Below are 18,344 nucleotides of genomic sequence, written 5' to 3' on the forward strand. Positions count from 1 at the left end.
GTCACCCATTCTACGAGACCGGGACGATCCCCATGATCTGGACGGTCTGCTCCATCACGTCGCGGAAGACGTGGGCCGAGGTCTCGGCCGCGAGGTACGGCAGGCCGTTCAGGCCCACGTAGACGAGCGCCTCGGGGTCCTCCGCGTTGACGAACCCGCACAGGGACGCCACGAACTTGCCCTCCTGGTAGCCGCCCGACTCCCCCGCCTGCTCGGCCGTGCCCGTCTTCGCGGCGATGCTGTAGCCCTCGACCTGGGCGTTCTCCGCCGTTCCCTCCTGCACGACCGTAATGAGCAGGTCGGTCTCGGCCGCGGCGGTCTCGACGGAGCAGGCCGCCTCCCCCGCCGGCCAGTCGATGGCCTCGTCGCCGCGCTCCACGACGAAGTGAGGCGTGAGGGGGACCCCGCCGTTGGCCACGGCCCCGTAGGCGCGCACGATCTGGACGAACGGCACGGCGAGGCCCTGGCCGAAGGCCATCGACCCCAGGGTCGAGCCGTCGTACTCCTCGAGCCCCTTGACGATCCCCTCGACCTCGCCGGGAAAGTCGATCCCCGTCTTGTGCCCGATCCCCCAGCGGTCGACGCCCTCCGAGAAGGCCTTCGCGCCGATGACCTCCGTGGCGAGAAGGGCCATCGCGGTGTTGGACGAGCGGCGCATCATCTCCCGCACGTCCATGTCCATCTGGTAGTCGCGCAGGTCGTCGTCGCGCACCGTGTCGGAGCCGACGGTGTAGGCGGGCGGGACCGAGTAGACGGTGTCCGCCGAGAAGAGCCCGTCGTCGATGCCGATGGCGGTCGTGATCGTCTTGAAGACCGACCCGGGCTCGAAGGAGCTCGTGACGAGCTTGAGGTTGAGCGAGGAGGAGTCGGTGAGGTTGGAGAAGTCCGGCAGCGGCGTCGAGCACGCGGCGAGGATCTCCCCGGTCTTGGGGTCGGTCACCATGACCGAGCCGGACTCGGCGCCGTAGTCCGAGACGCCCTTCGCGATGATCTCCTCGCACGCCTGCTGGAGGTCGATGTCGATCGCGAGCACGAGGTCGGTCCCGTCCTCGGCCTCGGTCACCTGGGAGGCGCCGCCCGCGATGGGGGTGCCGTAGAGGCCGGTCTCCACGAGCATCTCCCCGTCGGTGCCCGTGAGGACGTCGTCGTACTGCTGCTCGATTCCCGAGAGGCCCTTGCCGTCCACGCCCACGTAGCCGAGCACCTGCGCCCCCACGTTGCCATAGGGGTAGACGCGCTTGGTGTCGGCGAGGTAGTAGACGCCGGCGAGCTCCTTCTCGGAGAGCTCCTCCCTGAGGGCGTCGGCCGTCTCCTGGTCGACCTGGCGCTGCAGGTAGACGAAGGTGGTGTCCTGTGTGAGCAGCTTCATGTAGTCCTGCTTCTCGCCGCCGAGGTGCCTGACGAGCGCGGCCGCCACCCCCGAGGGGTCGGCCACCTCCTCGGGGTTGGCGTAGACGGTGCTGCACTCCTCGCTCATGGCGAGGACGTTGCCGTTGCGGTCGAAGATGGTCCCGCGGCGGGCGTGGAGCGTGATGCGGTTGGTGCGCTGGCTCTCCGCGCGCGCGGCGTACTCGCCCGCGCCGAACACCTGGAGGAAGGCCAGGCGCGCCGCCACCGCGGCGAACAGGACCATGAGCGTGCGCCGCACGACGACGAAGCCGTGCGCGCCGCCGCCCGAGCCCGAGCCGCCCGGCCGCGACGCCCTCACGCGATAACGCGCACGAGAGGCCTCGTCATACGAGGCCTCCGGATGGTTCCTCCGCCTACGGCGGCTCTGTCGATCCCTGTCTCTCACGTCAAGACAGTCTAATCCACGGCGGCATTCCCGCCCGTGGCGTCGGCCGGCTGCGCAGCTTCCCCATCAGAGGGGGCCTGCTCGCCCTCGGCGGGGGCGTCGCCCTGAGACGCGGCCGTGGCGTCGAGGTCGACCGTGAGGCGCTCCGCGGGGAGCGCCATGCCGTAGTTCTGGGTCGCGATGCGGCTGATGCGCGCGTTGCTCGAGAGGACGGAGCGCTCGATCCTGAGGTCGGTCGAGAGGGTCTGCGCCGTCTCGATCTCCTCCGCGAGGGCGGAGTTCTGCTCGAGGAGCGCGACCGTCGCGGACGAGAGCACCACGCGCACGAGGCCGAGCGCGATCACGAGGGCGGCGACGGCGAGGGCGGCGCGGACGCGGGCGACGAACTGGGGGCTCACGCCGCGGCGGGCGCGCGCGTCGAGCCCGCCGCCGGGGACGACCTCGAAGGAGCGGCGCGGCTCCTGCGAGACCCGCTCGCACCTCCTGGGCTCGGCTCCCATGTCGTATGCCACAGATCCCTGGTACCTCATCGTCGTCCTTCTCGTGACGTGAGCGGCTCTCGCCGCGATGACTACATATACGGCAGGTACGCTGGGAACTTGAGGGTTGATTGAGACTGGTTCCTCGAGAGTTGGTTAAGCGACCTTAAGTGTTTGTCGATAGTGAGTTGATAGTTCGTTGATGGTTCGAAGGTGGTGTGTTTGAGCTGCGTTCTGATGCGGTTGTGGTGCGTCTCTCGGTAGACGGCTCGCGCCGGCTACGTCGCTCTGGAGGCCCTCAGTCGGTGACGTCGAGCTTGACCGCCACGCGCATGAGGGCGCTGCGCGACCGTGGGTTGGCCGCGACCTCCTCGTCCGAGGCGACGAGGGGCCTTCTCGTCCTGACGTCGACTATCGGCACGTGGCCGCACACGCACACCGGGAGGTCCGGCGGGCAGGTGCACCCCTGAGAGAGCTCGGAGAAGACGTGCTTCACGATGCGGTCCTCGAGGGAGTGGTAGGAGATGACGCAGATCCTGCCACCCGGGTTCGCCCAGCGGACCGCCGCCCTGAGGCCGCGGTCGAGGACGTCGAGCTCGTGGTTCACCTCGATGCGCAGGGCCTGGAAGGTCTTGCGCGCGGGGTGGCCGCCGTGCCTGCGCGCCGCCGCCGGAATCGCCTCCTTGACGATCTCCACGAGCTGGAGGGTCGTCTCGACGGGCGCCTTGGAGCGGCGCTCGACGATGCGGCGGGCGATGCGGGACGCAAAGCGCTCGTCACCGTAGACGCGAAGGATTCGGGTGAGGTCAGCTTCGTTGTAGGTGTTCACGACCTCGGCTGCGGTTAGGGTGTGGTTCCCCGAATTCATGCGCATGTCGAGCGGGGCGTCCTCGTGGTACGAGAAGCCCCTCTCCGGGATGTCGAGCTGCGGCGACGAGACGCCGAGGTCGAAGAGGAAGCAGTCCACCCCGGGGACCTCGGCCTCGACGAGCAGGTCGTCAAGATCGCCGAAGTTGCCCCTGAGAAGGCGCACGCTCGCCTCCGGGACCTCGCGCGAGAGGCGCTCGGACGCCGCCGTCAGGGCCATGTCGTCCTGGTCGATTCCCAGGGACAGCCCGTCGGGGGCGACGCGCCTCGCAAGCTCCACCGAGTGCCCGGCCCCGCCGAGGGTGCAGTCGCAGACCACCTCTCCCGGCCGCGGGTCGAGCTCGGCGAGGACCTCGTCGAGCATCACGGGTACGTGCCGATATTCTCCTGTCAAGACCCTCACCCCCTCCTACTCGCCGTAGAGCAGCGCGTCGATGTCCGCCTCGAAGGCGACCTGGCTGGCGTTCCACTTGTCGGCGTTCCACACCTCGAAGTGGTCCTCCTGCCCCGTGACCACGACGTCGCCCAGAAGGCCCAGGCGCTCGCGCGTCCCCTGGCGGGAGGCGTCGAGCTTGCCGAGGGCAAGGCGGCCGGCGCTGTCAAGGTCGACCTTCGTGACGGCACCCAGGATGCCCCGCTTGAGCTCGGCGTCGCTTTGCCTGCGCGGGTTGAAGGCCTCGGTGCCGTGGTCGAAGAGGTTCTTCAGCCACGTCTTGAAGCCCTCGAGGGTGAAGCCGTTCACGTGCCCCTGAAACGGGACGAGGACGATCGTCTTGCTGGCCCCCTCCGGCACGAGCTGCCGGCGGAAGTCTGAGGGAAGCGTGACACGGGCCTTGGCGTCGACGGTCATGGGATACGATCCCATGAGGAACATCTCGGCCTCCGCCATGTCTCCCTCCCTCCGAGACGAGAATCCTGCCCCGAACGGAGCGTGGGAACACTATACGCCATGTGCCCCACTTTGCCACACCAGAAAACACAACGCCCCACCCTATGGTTGAATCTGGGACGCGGACGGCATGGGCCGACACCCTCGGCCCCCAAGATGTGGTGCCGTCATGCAAGATTGACCACAAGCGACGTTGGGTCTGTTCGCATTTCGGGGAAACAGATTGTGTGGGCGACGTGAATCCGCAGCTCAGCGCTACGAAGCGACGTCCTTCTCGCCATTTTTCCAGCTCAGGACAGCCAACGGGGCCCATTCTCCCCCAGTGGGGCACCGTCCCAGCGCCGGTGGGGCACCGTCCCACGCCACGAGCATGCCCCCGCGCACGGAATGTGGGGCTCCAGCCCACATTCCGTGCGCGGGGGCATGCTCAAGCAAAAAGGCCAGAAGGTGGGCGCCCAGCGTCCCAAGCCGCGCCGCGCAACGGACCGCGCATCGCCGCAGGCCCCGGCCCGCCGTCCTTCTCGCCCCGCGACTTTTGCGCAGCAATGAGCGGGCGAGAAGGACGGCGGGCCGGGGCCGAACAGATGGCCTACTCCCTCGCGCGGGGGTGCGCGGCGAGGTACACGCGCCTGATGTGGGAGCGGTCGACGTGGGTGTAGAGCTGCGTCGTGGCGATGTTGGCGTGCCCGAGCAGCTCCTGCACGGCGCGCAGGTCGGCCCCGCCCTCGAGCAGGTGCGTGGCGTAGCTGTGTCGCAGGGTGTGGGGGTGGAGCCCCTCGATGCCCGCCACGCGCCCGTAGCGCTCCACGATCGCGTGGACCGACTGCCTCGAGAGGCGCCCGCCGCGCACGTTGAGGAAGACCGCCTGCGTGGGGCGGCTCCCCACGAGCTCGCCGCGCCCCCGCTCGAGATAGGCCGAGAGCGCCGCGGCGGCCGTCCCCATGACGGGCACCACGCGCTCCTTCTCCCCCTTGCCGTGGACGCGGAGCAGCGCCTCGTCCAGGACGACGGAGCGCAGGTCGAGCCCGCAGAGCTCGCTCGCGCGCAGGCCGCAGCCGTAGAGGATCTCGAGGATGGCGTGGTCGCGCAGGCCGGAGGGCGTCTGGGGGAAGGGCTGGTCGAGCAGGCGGGCGGCGGCCTCGACCGAGATCACGTCCGGCAGGCGCGCCGGCTTCGCGGGCAGCGGGAGGTCCGCCGTGGGGAAGGCGGAGCAGAGCTCGTCGGCGACCATGAAGCGGTGGAGCCCCTTGATCGCGGAGACGGCGCGCTCCACCGAGGAGGGGGCGAGGCCCACGTCCACGAGCGCCCCCACGTGCTCCTCGATGAGCTGGCGCGTCACGTCCTCGGGGTCGGTGACGCCGCGCTCGGCGAGCCAGGCCACGTAGCGGGCGAGGTCGCGGCCGTAGGACGCGATGGTGTTCTCCGAGCTGCCCCGCTCGACGGCGAGGTATCCCAGGTACTCCTCGAGGGCATGCGCGAGGTCCACGGCTCCTCCGTCCTTCTCGTCTAGGGGAGCGGCGCCACGTCCTGCCGGCCGCACCCCTCGTGGTGCGCGATCGCGGCGCGCACGAACTCCCTGAAGAGCGGGGCGGGACGGTCCGGGCGGCTCTTGAACTCGGGGTGCGCCTGGCTCGCCACGAACCACGGGTGCACGTCCTCGGGAAGCTCCACCATCTCCACGAGCCGGCCGTCCGGCGAGAGGCCCGAGACCACGAGCCCTGCCTCGACGAGCTGGTCGCGATAGGCGTTGCTCACCTCGAAGCGGTGGCGGTGGCGCTCGTAGACGAGCGGCTCCCCGTACGCCTCCTCCGCAAGCGTACCAGAGAGCACCTTGCACGGGTAGGCGCCGAGCCGCATGGTGGCGCCCTTCTCGGTGACCTGCGCCTGGTCGGGCATGAGGTCGATCACGGGGTGCGGCGTCTGCGGGTCGAACTCGGCCGAGCTCGCGCCCTCGAGGCCGCAGACGTCCCGGGCGAACTCGCAGACGGCGACCTGCAGGCCGAGGCAGACGCCGAGGTAGGGCACGAGCCCCTCGCGGGCGCGCCGGACGGCGCAGATCTTGCCCTCGATGCCACGCAGGCCAAAGCCGCCGGGCACGAGGATGCCGTCGGCGTCGCCGAGCACCTCGTCGACGTTCTGGGCGTCGAGCGCCTCGCCGTCCACGAGGCGGATGTCCACGTGGCGGCCGAAGAGCACGCCGGAGTGGTGGAGCGCCTCGATCACGGAGAGGTAGGCGTCCGGCAGCTGCGTGTACTTGCCCACCACGCAGATGCGCGTGACGTTCTCGCGGGCGTTGGCCGCGTGCATGGCGCCCGTGAAGGCGTACCAGCCCTCCATGTGGCTCTCGCGGGGGTCGAGTCCCAGCCTCTCGCAGACCTTGAGGTCGAAGTCCTGCTCCGCGAGGTGCGCCGGCACGTCGTAGATCGAGGGGCAGTCGGAGTTCTCGAAGACGTGGTCGGCGGGGACGTCGCAGAAGCTCGCGATCTTTGCGCGGATGGAGGCGTCCACCTCGTGGTCGGAGCGGCAGACGATGAAGTCGGGCTGCAGGCCGAAGGAGCGCAGCTCCCGCACGCTGTGCTGCGTGGGCTTGGTCTTGACCTCGTGGGCGGCGGCGATGTAGGGCACGAGGCTCACGTGGATGAGGATGCAGTCGTCGCGGCCCTTCTCGTTCCTGAACTGGCGGATGGCCTCCACGAAGGCCTGGCTCTCGATGTCGCCGATGGTGCCGCCGAGCTCGGTGATGACCACGTCGGCGCCCGTCTGCTCCTCCACGCGCAGGAAGCGCTCCTTGATGGCGTCCGTCACGTGCGGGATGACCTGCACGGTGCCGCCGAGGAAGTCGCCGGCGCGCTCGCGGCTGATGAGGTCCTGGTAGATGGCGCCCGTGGTGAAGTTGGAGTTGCGCGTGAGGTTCTCGTCGATGAAGCGCTCGTAGTGGCCGAGGTCGAGGTCGGACTCGTAGCCGTCCTCGGTGACGAAGACCTCGCCGTGCTGGAAGGGGCTCATCGTCCCCGGGTCGACGTTGAGGTAGGGGTCTGCCTTCTGCATCATCACGCGATACCCGCGGGACTTGAGCAGGCGGCCGAGCGATGCCGCCGTGATGCCCTTTCCCAGGGACGATACCACGCCGCCGGTCACGAATATGTGCTTTGCCATGGGGACCTCCCGTAGAGAACCGTTTCGTTTCCACGGGATTCCATGATAGCGCGAAGCCGCGGCGACGCCGCGACCGCTCGCCGAAGTCGACGCACGCGCGAAACAAAGGGACACGGGGAGGAAACGTGGGGGTGTAACTCGATGGCGGCGGCGCGTTGGTAACACGCGTGTTATACTCTTGAGGACGGAGGGAGGAGAGATGGCCGAGATGCTGACCAGGAGCGTCAGGGTAAGCGAGCCGGCGCTGAGGCTTGCCGAGAGGGTGATCGCCGAGAGGGGCACCACGTTCTCCCGGCTCGTCAGGGACGTCGTGGACTTCGTGGCCCGGACGGGCACGCTGCCCACGCTTGACGCCGCGCCGACACTCTCCCCCGACGAGCGGATGCTCGAGTTCGAGGCGTGGGCCGACGAGCTCACCCTCTCGCGGCGGGCGGAAGGCTCCTATGCGAGCGCGAGCGCCCGGGACCTCCTCGAGGACGCGCTGGAGGAGCGCTATGCCTAGCAAGGGAGGGAGCATGACCATGCACGTCGGCGCCCAGGCTGCCGAGGGGGACGCCCTCCTTGAGCCACGGCGCGTCCTTCTCGACACGAACATACTGCTCGACTATCTCGACGCGCGCCGCTCTGAGCACGACACCGCGCGCTGGCTCGTGCGCGCCATTCTGTCGCGCGGCGGCGCTCCCGTTGCGCCGGCGTCGTCATACAAGGACGTCTACTACATCCTCCGCCGGTCGCTGGGAGGCGAGAAGGACGCACGGGCCCTCGTCAGGGGCCTTGTGGAATGCGTGCCCATCTCCCCCATCGAGCTGCGCGGGGCGGACCTCGCCCCGGCGGTCGCAAGCGACGAGCCGGACTTCGAGGACGGCCTCGTGAGGCAGCTCGCCGAGCGCGAGCGCCTCGCCGCGATCGTCACGAGGGACGCGTCGGCCTTCCGCTCGTCGTTCGTCCCCGTCTTCACCCCGCAGGAGATGCTGGGGCTGCTGTCCGGCTAGAGGTAGCGCCTCCAGTCGTCCTCGCCCTCGTCCTCGACGGGCTCCGCGGCGCGAGCGCGCGCCGCCTCGGCGGCCCGCTCGGCGCGGGTGCGGTACGGCTCGGGGTTGGGCTCGGGGAAGGTGGCCAGCGCGTGCTGGAAGACCTCGAGGTTCTCGTCGGCGCGGCCGCGCGGGATCGCGAAGGTCACCTCGGAGGCGACGTGCGCCCCGCCAGCGAGCTCGGCGCGGAAGGCCTCCGCCACCGTCGCGGCATCCCAGCCGAAGACCCCGCAGCCGAAGGCGCCCAGGACGAGCTTGTCGTGCCCGAGGTCGTCCGCGATGGCCATCACCAGGCGGACGCGGTCGCGCAGGGCGGAGAGAAGGGGCCCCTCCCCCACGTGGTACTCCTCGCGGGCGCGCCGGGCGTTGGGGGCCGCCGCCACGATGACGTCCGCGTACGAGTGGAAGCCGTCGCGCTCGAAGCGCACGCGCGGCACCACGAGCGCGCGGTTGCGATAGAGCTCGCAGTTGATCTTACGGCGGCGGTTCTCGGCGTACCAGGCGCGCTTCTCGGTGAGCACGTTGTAGAGGAAGCTCTCGGCGCAGAGGGACTCCTCCTGCGCCATGGTCCCCCGGTCGTAGCCGCCGCCGGGATAGGTGAACGAGGCGAAGTCCAGGACGGCAAGGTCGCAGGCGGACGCCAGGCCGCGCCCGCGCGCGAGGACGGCGGCGACGGAGTCCTCCTCCACCACGGTGACGACGGGCACCCGCCCCTCGACGGACGCCCTCGGGGCGCCGTCGTAGGCGCGCGTGTCGGCGACGGCGCGCTCGATCTCCGACGCAAAGCGCCGGGCCATCTCGCTCGTGTGACGCCTCGCCTCCGCGGCGCGTCCGCCCCCGCGGGCGTCGCGCCGGGCGTTCCTCTCGGCCATGGGTGCTCCTTTCGTCGCTTCGGGCCATTCTCGCACAACGCGCGACGCGCGGCCCGGCCATGCGCCCCCGACGCCCAAGCGGGCACAAAGACGAAACATAGCGCGCCCTTGGGCGCAAGGCGAGAGGCGCCGGCGATGGCGACTACGAGGCGCGGCGCGCCAGCATCTCCCGCGCGAGGTCGCGGCTGGCCTCGCCCGTGTCCCCGGAGAGCATGCGGGCCACCTCGGCCACGCGGTCCTCGCCGGAGATCTCGACGAGCGAGGTCTCGGGCACGCCCGACTCGCCCTCGGACTTCCGCACGAGGTAGTGCCGCTCGGCCGCGACGGCGACCTGGGCGAGGTGGGTGACCACGATGACCTGGTGGGTGGCCGCGAGGCGGGCGAGCACGCTCGCGAGCGCCACGGCCGTGGCGCCGCCCACGCCGGCGTCCACCTCGTCGAAGACGAGCGTCTCGCAGTCGTCGGCCTCGCCGAGGACCACCTTGCAGGCGAGCATCACGCGGCTGACCTCGCCGCCCGAGGCGATCTTGCGCAGCGGCCGCGCCGTGAGGCCCGCGCCCGGCCGGTAGAGGAACTCCACGCGGGAGGCCCCGGAGCGCGTCCACTCGGCGCGCGGCAGGCGCTCCTGGGACACCACGAGCTCGGCTGACCCCATCTCGAGAAACGCCATCTGCTCGGAGACGGCCCGCGCCAGGCGCGGGGCGGCCTCGGCGCGCACAGCGTCGAGGGCGTCGGCGGCCTTGGCGAGCGCGGCCTCCCTGCGGCGGAGCTCCTCGGCGGCGCGGCGCTCGAGCTCGCCGCCGTCGCTCGCCGCCTCGACGACCTCGCGCGCCTCGTCGCGGCGGCGCAGCACGTCGGCCATGCTCGGGCCGTACGCGCGGCGAAGCCCCTCGAGGCGGGCGAGCCGCTCCTGCAGCCGCTCCAGCTCCTCGGGGTCGAAGTCCACCCCGTCGGCGTAGTCGCGCAGCTCGGAGGCGACGTCCTCGATGTCGATGAGGGAGCTCTCGAGGGCCTTCGCCCACGAGCCGAGCGCCGGGTCGAAGCGCGCGGCGTCCACAAGCGCGCTCACGGCGTCCCCGAGCGCGTCGCAGGCCCCACCGTCGCCGGAGAGGAGCTCGCGCGCCCCGGAGGCGGCCGCCATGAGGGCCTCGCCGTGCTCCGCGCGCGGAAGCTGGGCCTCGAGCTCCTCGAGCTCGCCCTCCCGCGGGTCCACCTCGTCGATGCGGCGCAGCACGAAGGCCGCCTCGTCGAGCCGCTCGCCCGTGGCGCGGCCCATCTCGCGGACGCGCTCGAGCTCGGAGGCGGCGGCCTCGGCGGCGGCGAGCGCATCGCGATAGGCACCGAGGGCGTCGGCCGCCGGGCCGCCCGCCCACGAGTCGAGCATGTCGACGTGCGTCTGCACGGAGAGCAGGCGCTGGTGCTCGTGCTGGCCGCAGAGGTCAACCGTCGCGCCCACGCGCTGGGCGAGCTCGCGCACGCTCGCCATGTGCCCGTCCACGTCCACGCGGCCGCGGCCGTCCGCGCCCACGCGCCGGCGCACCACGGTGCCGTCCTCGTCGTCTCCCGGGAGGAAGAGCCTGCCCTCGACCTCGAGCGCGGGCGCGCCCTCGCGGACCATGCCCGCGTCCGCGCGCTCGCCCACGAGGAGCTTGATCGACGAGAGCAGCGCGGTCTTGCCCGCGCCCGTCTCGCCGGTGAGGACCGTGAGCCCGGCCGCCGGCTCTATGGAGGCGTCGCGGATGAGCGCGACGTTGCGAACGTGGAGCTCGTCGATCATCTTGCCGCCTGCCCGCCCTTCTCGCCGCGCGCCGGGCCGCCCCAGCGGGGCCTCACTTCCCCACCTGCCCGTAGAACACGCGCGAGACCGAGTCGTAGAAGCTCTGCGTGCTGCGGTCGAGCAGGATGACGTCGCCCCGGCCGCGCCGCACCGTGGCGCGCACGCCGCGGCTGTGCTTCTCGCGCGCGATGGGCTGGCCGTCGACGAAGAAGTGGCGCATGGACGGCCGCTCGGGGCTCATCTCGATCTCGACCACGTCCGAGGGCGAGGTGAGGAAGGCCCGCGCCATGATGGTGTGCGGCGCGATGGGCACGCACACCATGCCGGTGAACTCGGGCGTCACGATGGGCCCGCCGGAGGCGAGCGCGTAGCCGGTGGAGCCCGTGGCCGTGGAGACCACGAAGCCGTCCCCGCGCAGTCGGTCGATGTGCTTTCCGGAGACGGAGACGTCGAACTCGATCATGTTGCCGGCGCCGCCGCGCGCGACGGCGAGGTCGTTCAGGGCGAAGCCGTGGCGCACGTAGGTGCTCCCGTCCGCGCGCTCGAACTCGCACTCGACGTCGAGCGTCGCCCGGCGCGAGACGTGGAGCTCGCCCGCGAGCGCGTCCTCGACCGTCGCCACGAGGTCCTCCGGGCCCGCGGCCGTGAGGAAGCCGAGGTGGCCGTAGGAGATGCCCACGATGGGGATGCCCTCGTACCCGACGATCCGCGCCGCGCGCAGGAGGGTGCCGTCGCCGCCGAGGGAGACCACGAGGTCGCAGCCCTCGGCCGAGTCGTCGACCCCCGGGAAGAGCTTCTTGTCGTGCGCCCAGAGCACGTCCGCGCCCTGGTCGAGCAGCCACCCCTCGAGCGAGCGGGCGCCCTCGAGGGCGTCCGAGCGAGAGAAGTTGGGAACGATGAGGACCTTCACGCGCCTGTCTCCTCCTTCTTGGTCGACGACTCAGAGTGTAGCATCACCCGGAGCCCGCCCGGCGGCGCGCCCCTAGGCGAGCGAGCCGCAGAGGAGGTACTCCACGTTGCCCTTGTGGCCGGTGATGGGGCTCTCGCACGAGCCGCGCACCGCGAGGCCCGCCTCCTCGAACGCCGCGCGCACCCGCTCGAGCGCCGCGAGCCGGACGGCCTCGTCGCGCACGACGCCGCCCTCCCCCACGTCGTCGCGCGGGGCCTCGAACTGGGGCTTCACCAGCGTGAGGAAGGTCGCACCCGGGCGCAGGAGCTCGAGCACGGCCGGCAGCACGGCGAGGACCGAGGTGAACGAGACGTCGCAGACGGCAAGGTCGACCGCCGCCGCGCCCACGATGGCGGGCACGTCCACGATGTTGGTCCGCTCGAGCAGGCGGACCCGGGGGTCCTGGCGGAGGTCCCAGGAGAACTGCGCGTACCCCACGTCGACGGCGATGACCGACGCGGCGCCGCGCTTGAGCAGGCAGTCCGTGAAGCCGCCCGTCGAGCACCCCACGTCCAGGCAGGCGAGGCCCGCGGGGTCCACGCTGAAGGCCTCGAGGCCGCGCTCGAGCTTGAGGCCGCCGCGGCTCACGTAGCGCGACCTGCCGCGCACGTGCAGGGGGATGCCGGGCCGCACGCGCTCGCCGGCCGACGTCATGCGCCGGTCGCTCGTGGAGACCTCGCCCGCCATCACGGCGCGCAGGGCCTCGTCGGTCGTGGAGAAGAACCCCTGCTCGACGAGCTCCTCGTCGAGGCGACGGCGCGGCACGCTACTCCCCGTCGGGGGCGGAGGCCTCGGGGTCGCCGTCCTTCTCGGCCCCGCCCGTCTCGGCGCCATCGGCGCCGCCCTGCGCGGAGCGGTGCTCCTCGACGAGGCGCGCCTCCTCCTCGGGGGAGAAGTCGGTGGCGTCGACGAGGCTCACGGCCTTGGAGCCGAGCGCGATGGCCTCGTCGAAGAGGTCGAGCGAGTGCTCGAGGGAGACGTCCTTGTCGCGCACCTGCGCGACGATGTCGTCCAGGCGCTCGGTGATGTCGCCGAACGTCTGGTAGCGAGAGACGTCAACGCGGGCCATTACGCGTCCCCCTCGGGGGCGTCTGCCTCGCCCGAGGGATCGGGGGCGTCGGCGGGCTCGTCCTCGGCGGCTGCGGCCTGCGCGGCGCGGGCCTCCTCCTCGCGGCGCTCCGCCTCGGCGCGGGCGGCCGCGACGACGTCCACGCCGGCCTCGAGGTCGTCGGCCACGCGGCCGAGAAGGCCGTTCACGAAGCGCGAGGACTCGTCGGTCCCGTACGCCTTGGCGAGCTCGACGCACTCGTCGATCGTGATGGCCACGTCGACCTCGTCGACGTAGAGCATCTCGTAGATCGCGAGGCGCAGGAGGTTCCTGTCCACGCCGTTCATGCGGCTGATCGACCAGCTCGTGGAGCGGGCGGAGATGACGGCGTCGATCTCGGGGCGCGCCTCGTCGGCGCCGAGGGCGAGCCGACGGGCGTAGTCGTCGAGCGGGCCCTCGGAGAGGGCGTAGTCGCCGTCGAGGACCGAGAGGACCGCGCGAGAGTTGGCCTCCGCCTGGAACAGCAGCTGGAGGGCCTGGCTGCGGGCGAGGGTGCGCCCGCCGAAGTGAGTGCTCAAGTTACTCCTTGGGGAAGACGAGGCTGTCAATGCACACGTCGACGGCGGAGACGCCGACGCCGATCTGCTCGGTCACCGCGTCGGCGACCGCCTGGCGGACGTCGGCGGCGAGCTTGGTGAAGGGGTAGCCGTAGAACACGGCGAGGTGCACGGTGAGGTGCAGCTCGTCGCCCTTGACCGTCGACTCTACGGCCTTCTCGGGAGCCACGCTCCGGCTGGTGAAGACGGAGATGAGGCTCGAGGCGATGTCGTTGCCCCCCACGGAGGCGACGCCCTCGACGCGGCGGGCGGCGATGGAGACGATGGTGGAGACGACATCCTTGGAGATGCCGATGCCAGAGACGTGAAGCTCGCTTTCGGCCATTGATGACCCCCTTGTCGAACGGTTGCGTCCCAAACAGTATACCCTCTGGCCGCGACGGAGCGGGCCGCGACCGGCCCGCTGCGCGAAAGCGTGACACTCGGTCGCCCGGGCGCCGCCGGCGACGCCTCCGCCGCTGCGGAATCGGGGCCTGTGGCAGCCGCGGCCCGGCCCGCGTTGCGCCGACTGGGGTTGTGGCGGCCCGCACTTCTCGCCACCTGCGGCCCCTCTCGGCACCGCTGCGCAATCCGGGGTCATGGCAGGGCGAATCCTGCCACGACCCCACTTCCGGCAACGCCCGGGCGACGCGCCCTGCCACGAGGCCCGATTCCGCAGCGTCCGCCGGAGCCCGGCGCGCCTCCGCCCCGGGAAGTGAGATACTCTAAGGCGCGGGCGAGAAGGACGGGAGGTCGTGGGCCCCATGGAGCAGTCAAGGTCGTTCTGGGCGGCGTTCGCCCTCCTCTGCGGTGCGTGCGCGCTCGGCGTGGCAAACCCGTGCGTCGGCGTCTTTGCCCTCGTCTACCTGGTCATCGCGCTCGTCGCCTGCGCGGCCTACCTCGTCATGCGGGCAGACGTCCGCAGGGTCTCGGACGCCTCCCACGAGGCGTCGCGCGACGAGGCGGGCCGGAGGGCCGACGCCATGAGCCGCGCCGCCCTCGGGTTCTGCTCGGTCTTCGCGGTCTTTGCCGCCGTCGGCACCTGCGTGCTCACGATGCTCGGGCTGGACCCCGAGCGCGGCGGGCGGGCGCTCCTCCCCGTGCAGCTCGCCCCCTTCGACGCGGCCCTCGACCTCTGGGCGCTCTCCGCCGTCATGGCCGTCGCGGCCGCCGTGCTGCTCGTGTCGGCCGGCGCGGACGTCCGCCGCTGGCTCCGGCGCGCCCGATAGCCGCGACCGCCCCGGTCCCATTATTGTCCGGTCCCTCCCCTACTCTGGTCCCAGCAGCCGGCGGGGGCGCCGCCGGCAGGAGAAGAGAGGCTGGGAGGCCACCATGTACGAGCCGTCACGTCATGTCTCAACGTTCTACGTCGCAGGGTTCCAGTATTGGGACGGGGCAAGCGTCATAGGCGAGCTCTCCTCCGGGATGGGGCTCGACCTCGCGCCGGAGCGCGACAACCCGCACGACCCCGAGGCCGTGGCCATCAGCTGGAGGGGCACCAAGCTGGGCTACGTCCCCGCCGACGAGAGCGGCCTCGTCTCCACGCTCGCCTATTACGGCCACGCGGACGTGCTCGAGTGCCGCGTCCTCAAGGCCGACCCCACGCGCAGCCCCTGGCACCAGCTCATGGTGGGCATCTACGTGCGCGACGCGAGATAGCGGCGGGGCTCCGGCGCCCGGCGCAGGCGGGCCGCGGCCGGCTACTCCCCCTCCACGCGGCGGCGCAGCTGCTTCACCTGCCCGCGGGCACGCTTCGCCTCCAGGCGGCGCCGCTTCTGCGCGGCGGAGACGCGCGTCTTCTTGCGCGGGCGCGGCGGGCGGGAGCGACGGCGGCAGACCTCGAGGATCTTCTCGACGCAGCGGCGGCGGTTCTGAAGCTGGCTGCGCTCCTCGCGGGACACCACGACGATCCCGGTGGGCCGGTGGCGCATCCGCACGGCGGAGTCGGCGGTGTTGACGCCCTGCCCGCCCGGGCCCGAGGCATGGAAGGCCTGGACCTCGCAGTCGCGCGCGATCTCGTCGGCCGTCTGCCGCGCGAAGGCGGCGTAGTCGCGGTATGTGAGCCCGTTCGTCTCCATGGGAGCATGGTAGCAGAGCCTGGCGGCATCACAGGACGCACAGGCGCATGCCGTATCATGATGGCCGTGTAAGCGTCGCGTCATGAAAGGGTCAGGATGTCCCTCGCTCTCATCCCGCTCGTCGCCCTCTGCGCCCTCACGGCCGGGTCGGTGCTCTTCGTCCGCCGCTCCCTCGCGAGAGGCGGCCTCCCCCGCCCGAGCGCCTTCTGCTGGCTCGCCGTGCCCGCACTCACCCTCATCGCCGCGATCGTCTGGTGCGGGAGCGGCCTCTACCTGGGCGGCGCGCCGGAGCTTCTCGCCCTCTGCGCGGCGGCGCTCGTCGCCGGGGCGACCGCGCTCCTGCGAGACACGCTCCTCGCCGCGCTCGACGTGCGCGCCGCCGCGGCCGTCCTCCCCCGCCGGGCGCCGCGCGCCCTTCTCGCCGTCCTGGCGATAGCGGCCGGCGTGGCGCTCGGGTTTCTCGCCATGGAGCTCCCGTATGCCGAGGGCGGGATCGCTGTGGAGCCGAGGTTCGCGCTCATCGAGGCGCTGCTCGTCCTGGGCGCGCTCACGTTCCTGTACTTCCTCTTCCAGAGGCGGGGGTCGGGCATCGCGCTCGGCGTGGGAACGTGCGCGTTCATCGGCCTCACGCAGTTCTTCGTCGCGGGCTTCAAGGCCTCGGCGATCCTCCCCAACGACCTCTTCGTGCTGGGGACCGCCGCCGCCGTGAGCGGCAACTACGTCTACTCCGTCGACGGCAGGGTCCTTCTCGGCCTCTCGTGCCTGCTCGTCTCGCTCGCGCTCTGCGCGCTCGTGCTCCCCGTCCCGGCCGAGGGGCGCGCCGGCCGGGCGCGCTCCGCCGCCGCCAACCTCGCCGCCGCGTGCCTCGTCTTCGTCGCGCTCTGGGCGGGCGCCACGCTGCCGAGCTACTTCGACGACCTCGGCGTGGGCATGGAGTACTGGTACACGCTCACCTACTACCGCAGGCAGGGCTTCCTCACGTCCTTCGTCGCCGTGGCCCAGGACCTGCCCGTCGAGGAGCCCGAGTGCTACTCCGCCTCGGCCGCCGAGGCCCTCGAGGCGTCCTACGCCGCGGAGTACGACGAGACGCGGGGCACCGAGGGCGGGCGCTCGGCGGCATCGGCGCAGTTCGACGAGAGTCGCCCGACCGTCATCTGCATCATGAACGAGACCTTCGCCGACCTCTCGTGCCTGGACGGGGCAAGCTGGGGCTACGAGGGGCTCGGCTACCTGGGCCAGATTCCGGGACGCGTCCTCTCGGGAGACCTCTCCGTCTCCGTCCTGGGCGGCGGGACCTGCAACTCAGAGTTCGAGTTCCTCACGGGCATCCCGCTCGCCTACGTGGGGGACGGCAAGTACCCGTACTCGCTCTACGACCTCTCCGAGGCGCCGAGCCTCGCCAGGCAGTTCTCCGAGCTCGGCTACCGCACCACGGCGATGCACCCCAACTACGCCACCAACTGGAACCGCGACCGCGTCTACGAGGCCCTCGGCTTCGACGAGTTCCTGACCATCGACGACTTCCCCGGCGCGGAGTGGTACCACAGCGGCGTGTCCGACGCCGAGACCTACGACCGCATCCTGCGCCTGCTCGACGAGGACGCGGGCCCGCAGCTCATCTTCGACGTGACCATGCAGAACCACTCAAGCTACGACCAGAACAACATCGGAGACGTGGAGCAGTACCACGTCGACGGCGTGAGCGACTACGACAACGGGCGCCTCTCCGAGTACCTGGGCTGCATCGCCGAGTCCGAGCGGGCGCTCGAGGGGCTCCTCTCCGCGCTGGAGGAGCTCGACCGCCCCGTGGTCGTGCTGTTCTTCGGCGACCACCAGCCGGCGCTCTCCTCCATCGTGAACGACGCGGCGTACCCGAACGAGTCCGACGAGCTGGCCCACAACCTCAGGGTCCACGAGACGACGTACTTCGTCTGGGCCAACTATGACATCGCCGGCGCGGGAGGGCTTGACGAGGAGGCGACGAGCGTCTGCTACCTGGGGGCCCTTCTCGCCGAGAAGATCGGCGCGCCCCTCACGGACTACCAGAAGGCCCAGCTCGTCTCCTGGGAGGAGATGCCCGCCCTGAGCCTGCTCGGCGCGCGCGACGCGAGCGGCACGTGGACCCCGCTCGACGAGACCGACGCGCTCCCGAGCGTCTACGACGACCTCGCTCAGATGAGCTACCTGGAGTTCGCCAGCAAGCTGGAGTAGCGCGGGCGCGCGGCCATACCGCCGTCGGCCGGCGTTGTCGAATCGGGGGTCGTGGCAATCCGGGCCACCGCGGCGTTGCGGAATCTGGGGTCGTGGCAGAATACGCCCTGCCACGACCCCAGATTCCGCAGCGGGGCGAGAAGAACGCCCAGTTGAGGCCAAGCCGCGGCTGCCACAACCCCCAACGCGACAACGCCACGGGACCGGGAATTGCCACGACCCCCGATTCCGCAACGCACAGCCATGCCGCCTGCTTATCGCGACCTCGCAGAAGCATCCGACCGCTTCCCCGGCGCACCCGTTGCCCAATAAGCCGCCCCCTCCTGACGTCCCTACCGCGGCAAGCGCTCAGGACAGATACGAAAACAGCTCAGAGCCGACATGCTCTGAGCTGCGAAGAGTTGGTGGGCGTTACAAGATTTGAACTTGTGACCTCTTCCGTGTCAGGGAAGCGCTCTCCCCCTGAGCTAAACGCCCTTATGTGATGCACTGCTGGGGACCGCAGCGCGAGGGATATATTAGCAAGGAACGCAGCCGGAGCGCAACCCCCATTTTTGACTTTTTTCGTCTGAGCCGAATGTTCCTATCGTGCCCCG

Annotated in this window: 18 protein-coding genes, 1 tRNA gene and 1 pseudogene; 5 read left to right on the forward strand and 15 right to left on the reverse strand. The window is 71.0% G+C overall.

Annotated features, from left to right (window positions below):
• Positions 1-10: 10 nt before the first annotated feature.
• The 6 genes from E0L17_RS02365 to pyrG form a co-directional block, all read right to left on the reverse strand.
• Positions 11-1,708, reverse strand: coding sequence for a peptidoglycan D,D-transpeptidase FtsI family protein (locus tag E0L17_RS02365; RefSeq protein WP_353652936.1), 1,698 nt, complete (start codon positions 1,706-1,708; stop codon positions 11-13).
• A 98-nt stretch (positions 1,709-1,806) separates the two neighbouring features.
• The gene (locus E0L17_RS02370; protein ID WP_167929682.1) at positions 1,807-2,325 is read right to left on the reverse strand and encodes a cell division protein FtsL; all 519 of its coding nucleotides are present in this window, start codon (positions 2,323-2,325) and stop codon (positions 1,807-1,809) included.
• Positions 2,326-2,572: 247 nt separating this feature from the next.
• Positions 2,573-3,535, reverse strand: coding sequence for a 16S rRNA (cytosine(1402)-N(4))-methyltransferase RsmH (gene rsmH / locus E0L17_RS02375; RefSeq protein ID WP_075279925.1), 963 nt, complete (start codon positions 3,533-3,535; stop codon positions 2,573-2,575).
• Positions 3,536-3,550: 15 nt separating this feature from the next.
• Positions 3,551-4,030 carry a division/cell wall cluster transcriptional repressor MraZ gene (locus E0L17_RS02380; protein ID WP_167929683.1) on the reverse strand — a complete coding sequence of 160 codons (480 nt, stop codon included), beginning with the start codon at positions 4,028-4,030 and terminating at the stop codon, positions 3,551-3,553.
• A 589-nt stretch (positions 4,031-4,619) separates the two neighbouring features.
• Complete coding sequence (locus E0L17_RS02385) at positions 4,620-5,516, reverse strand: site-specific tyrosine recombinase (protein WP_167929684.1); 897 nt, start codon at positions 5,514-5,516, stop codon at positions 4,620-4,622.
• 20 nt (positions 5,517-5,536) lie between these two features.
• A complete protein-coding gene (gene pyrG / locus E0L17_RS02390; protein WP_167929685.1) occupies positions 5,537-7,186 on the reverse strand; it encodes a CTP synthase in 1,650 nt (549 codons plus the stop codon).
• A gap of 199 nt (positions 7,187-7,385) precedes the next feature.
• Here pyrG and E0L17_RS02395 point away from each other — a divergent pair, with 199 nt between their 5' ends.
• Together E0L17_RS02395 and E0L17_RS02400 are read left to right on the forward strand one after the other, a co-directional pair.
• Entirely contained in the window at positions 7,386-7,688 is a 303-nt protein-coding gene (locus E0L17_RS02395) for a hypothetical protein (RefSeq protein WP_167929686.1), read from the forward strand.
• Positions 7,681-8,178 carry a type II toxin-antitoxin system VapC family toxin gene (locus tag E0L17_RS02400; RefSeq protein WP_167929687.1) on the forward strand — a complete coding sequence of 166 codons (498 nt, stop codon included), beginning with the start codon at positions 7,681-7,683 and terminating at the stop codon, positions 8,176-8,178. Before E0L17_RS02395 ends, E0L17_RS02400 begins: the two co-directional genes overlap by 8 nt.
• Here E0L17_RS02400 and E0L17_RS02405 read toward each other — a convergent pair.
• From E0L17_RS02405 to E0L17_RS02435, 7 genes are all read right to left on the reverse strand, one after another.
• Positions 8,175-9,089: a TIGR02452 family protein gene (locus E0L17_RS02405; RefSeq protein WP_167929688.1), complete on the reverse strand. Its 915-nt coding sequence runs from the start codon at positions 9,087-9,089 to the stop codon at positions 8,175-8,177. The genes E0L17_RS02400 and E0L17_RS02405 overlap by 4 nt on opposite strands.
• A gap of 142 nt (positions 9,090-9,231) precedes the next feature.
• Complete coding sequence (recN, locus tag E0L17_RS02410) at positions 9,232-10,866, reverse strand: DNA repair protein RecN (RefSeq protein ID WP_167929689.1); 1,635 nt, start codon at positions 10,864-10,866, stop codon at positions 9,232-9,234.
• Between the two features lie 52 nt (positions 10,867-10,918).
• The gene (locus tag E0L17_RS02415; protein ID WP_167929690.1) at positions 10,919-11,776 is read right to left on the reverse strand and encodes an NAD(+)/NADH kinase; all 858 of its coding nucleotides are present in this window, start codon (positions 11,774-11,776) and stop codon (positions 10,919-10,921) included.
• Positions 11,777-11,848: 72 nt separating this feature from the next.
• Complete coding sequence (locus E0L17_RS02420) at positions 11,849-12,580, reverse strand: TlyA family RNA methyltransferase (protein ID WP_167929691.1); 732 nt, start codon at positions 12,578-12,580, stop codon at positions 11,849-11,851.
• A gap of 1 nt (position 12,581) precedes the next feature.
• A complete protein-coding gene (locus E0L17_RS02425; protein WP_286163231.1) occupies positions 12,582-12,884 on the reverse strand; it encodes an exodeoxyribonuclease VII small subunit in 303 nt (100 codons plus the stop codon).
• Positions 12,884-13,441: a transcription antitermination factor NusB gene (gene nusB / locus E0L17_RS02430; protein WP_167929692.1), complete on the reverse strand. Its 558-nt coding sequence runs from the start codon at positions 13,439-13,441 to the stop codon at positions 12,884-12,886. The genes E0L17_RS02425 and nusB overlap by 1 nt, the downstream gene beginning before the upstream one ends.
• Position 13,442: 1 nt before the next feature.
• The gene (locus E0L17_RS02435; protein WP_167929693.1) at positions 13,443-13,805 is read right to left on the reverse strand and encodes an Asp23/Gls24 family envelope stress response protein; all 363 of its coding nucleotides are present in this window, start codon (positions 13,803-13,805) and stop codon (positions 13,443-13,445) included.
• Between the two features lie 418 nt (positions 13,806-14,223).
• On the opposite strand from E0L17_RS02435, the gene E0L17_RS02440 reads away from it, so the two are divergent.
• The gene (locus E0L17_RS02440) at positions 14,224-14,688 is read left to right on the forward strand and encodes a hypothetical protein (RefSeq protein ID WP_167929694.1); all 465 of its coding nucleotides are present in this window, start codon (positions 14,224-14,226) and stop codon (positions 14,686-14,688) included.
• A 103-nt stretch (positions 14,689-14,791) separates the two neighbouring features.
• Positions 14,792-15,118 (forward strand): HIRAN domain-containing protein, encoded by a 327-nt coding sequence (locus tag E0L17_RS02445; RefSeq protein ID WP_075279910.1) that lies wholly within the window; start codon positions 14,792-14,794, stop codon positions 15,116-15,118.
• Positions 15,119-15,159: 41 nt separating this feature from the next.
• Here the strand turns inward: E0L17_RS02445 and E0L17_RS11325 are convergent.
• Positions 15,160-15,450 (reverse strand): annotated as a pseudogene (locus E0L17_RS11325) (peptide chain release factor-like protein); the annotation flags it as partial.
• Between the two features lie 183 nt (positions 15,451-15,633).
• Between E0L17_RS11325 and E0L17_RS02455 the strand changes: the two are divergent.
• Positions 15,634-17,748 (forward strand): LTA synthase family protein, encoded by a 2,115-nt coding sequence (locus tag E0L17_RS02455; RefSeq protein WP_167929696.1) that lies wholly within the window; start codon positions 15,634-15,636, stop codon positions 17,746-17,748.
• Between the two features lie 402 nt (positions 17,749-18,150).
• On the opposite strand, the gene E0L17_RS02460 is transcribed toward E0L17_RS02455, so the two are convergent.
• Positions 18,151-18,225, reverse strand: a tRNA-Val gene (locus E0L17_RS02460).
• Positions 18,226-18,344: the final 119 nt, after the last annotated feature.

It is taken from the genome of Olsenella sp. SW781, assembly GCF_012027725.1.
GTDB lineage: Bacteria > Actinomycetota > Coriobacteriia > Coriobacteriales > Atopobiaceae > Thermophilibacter.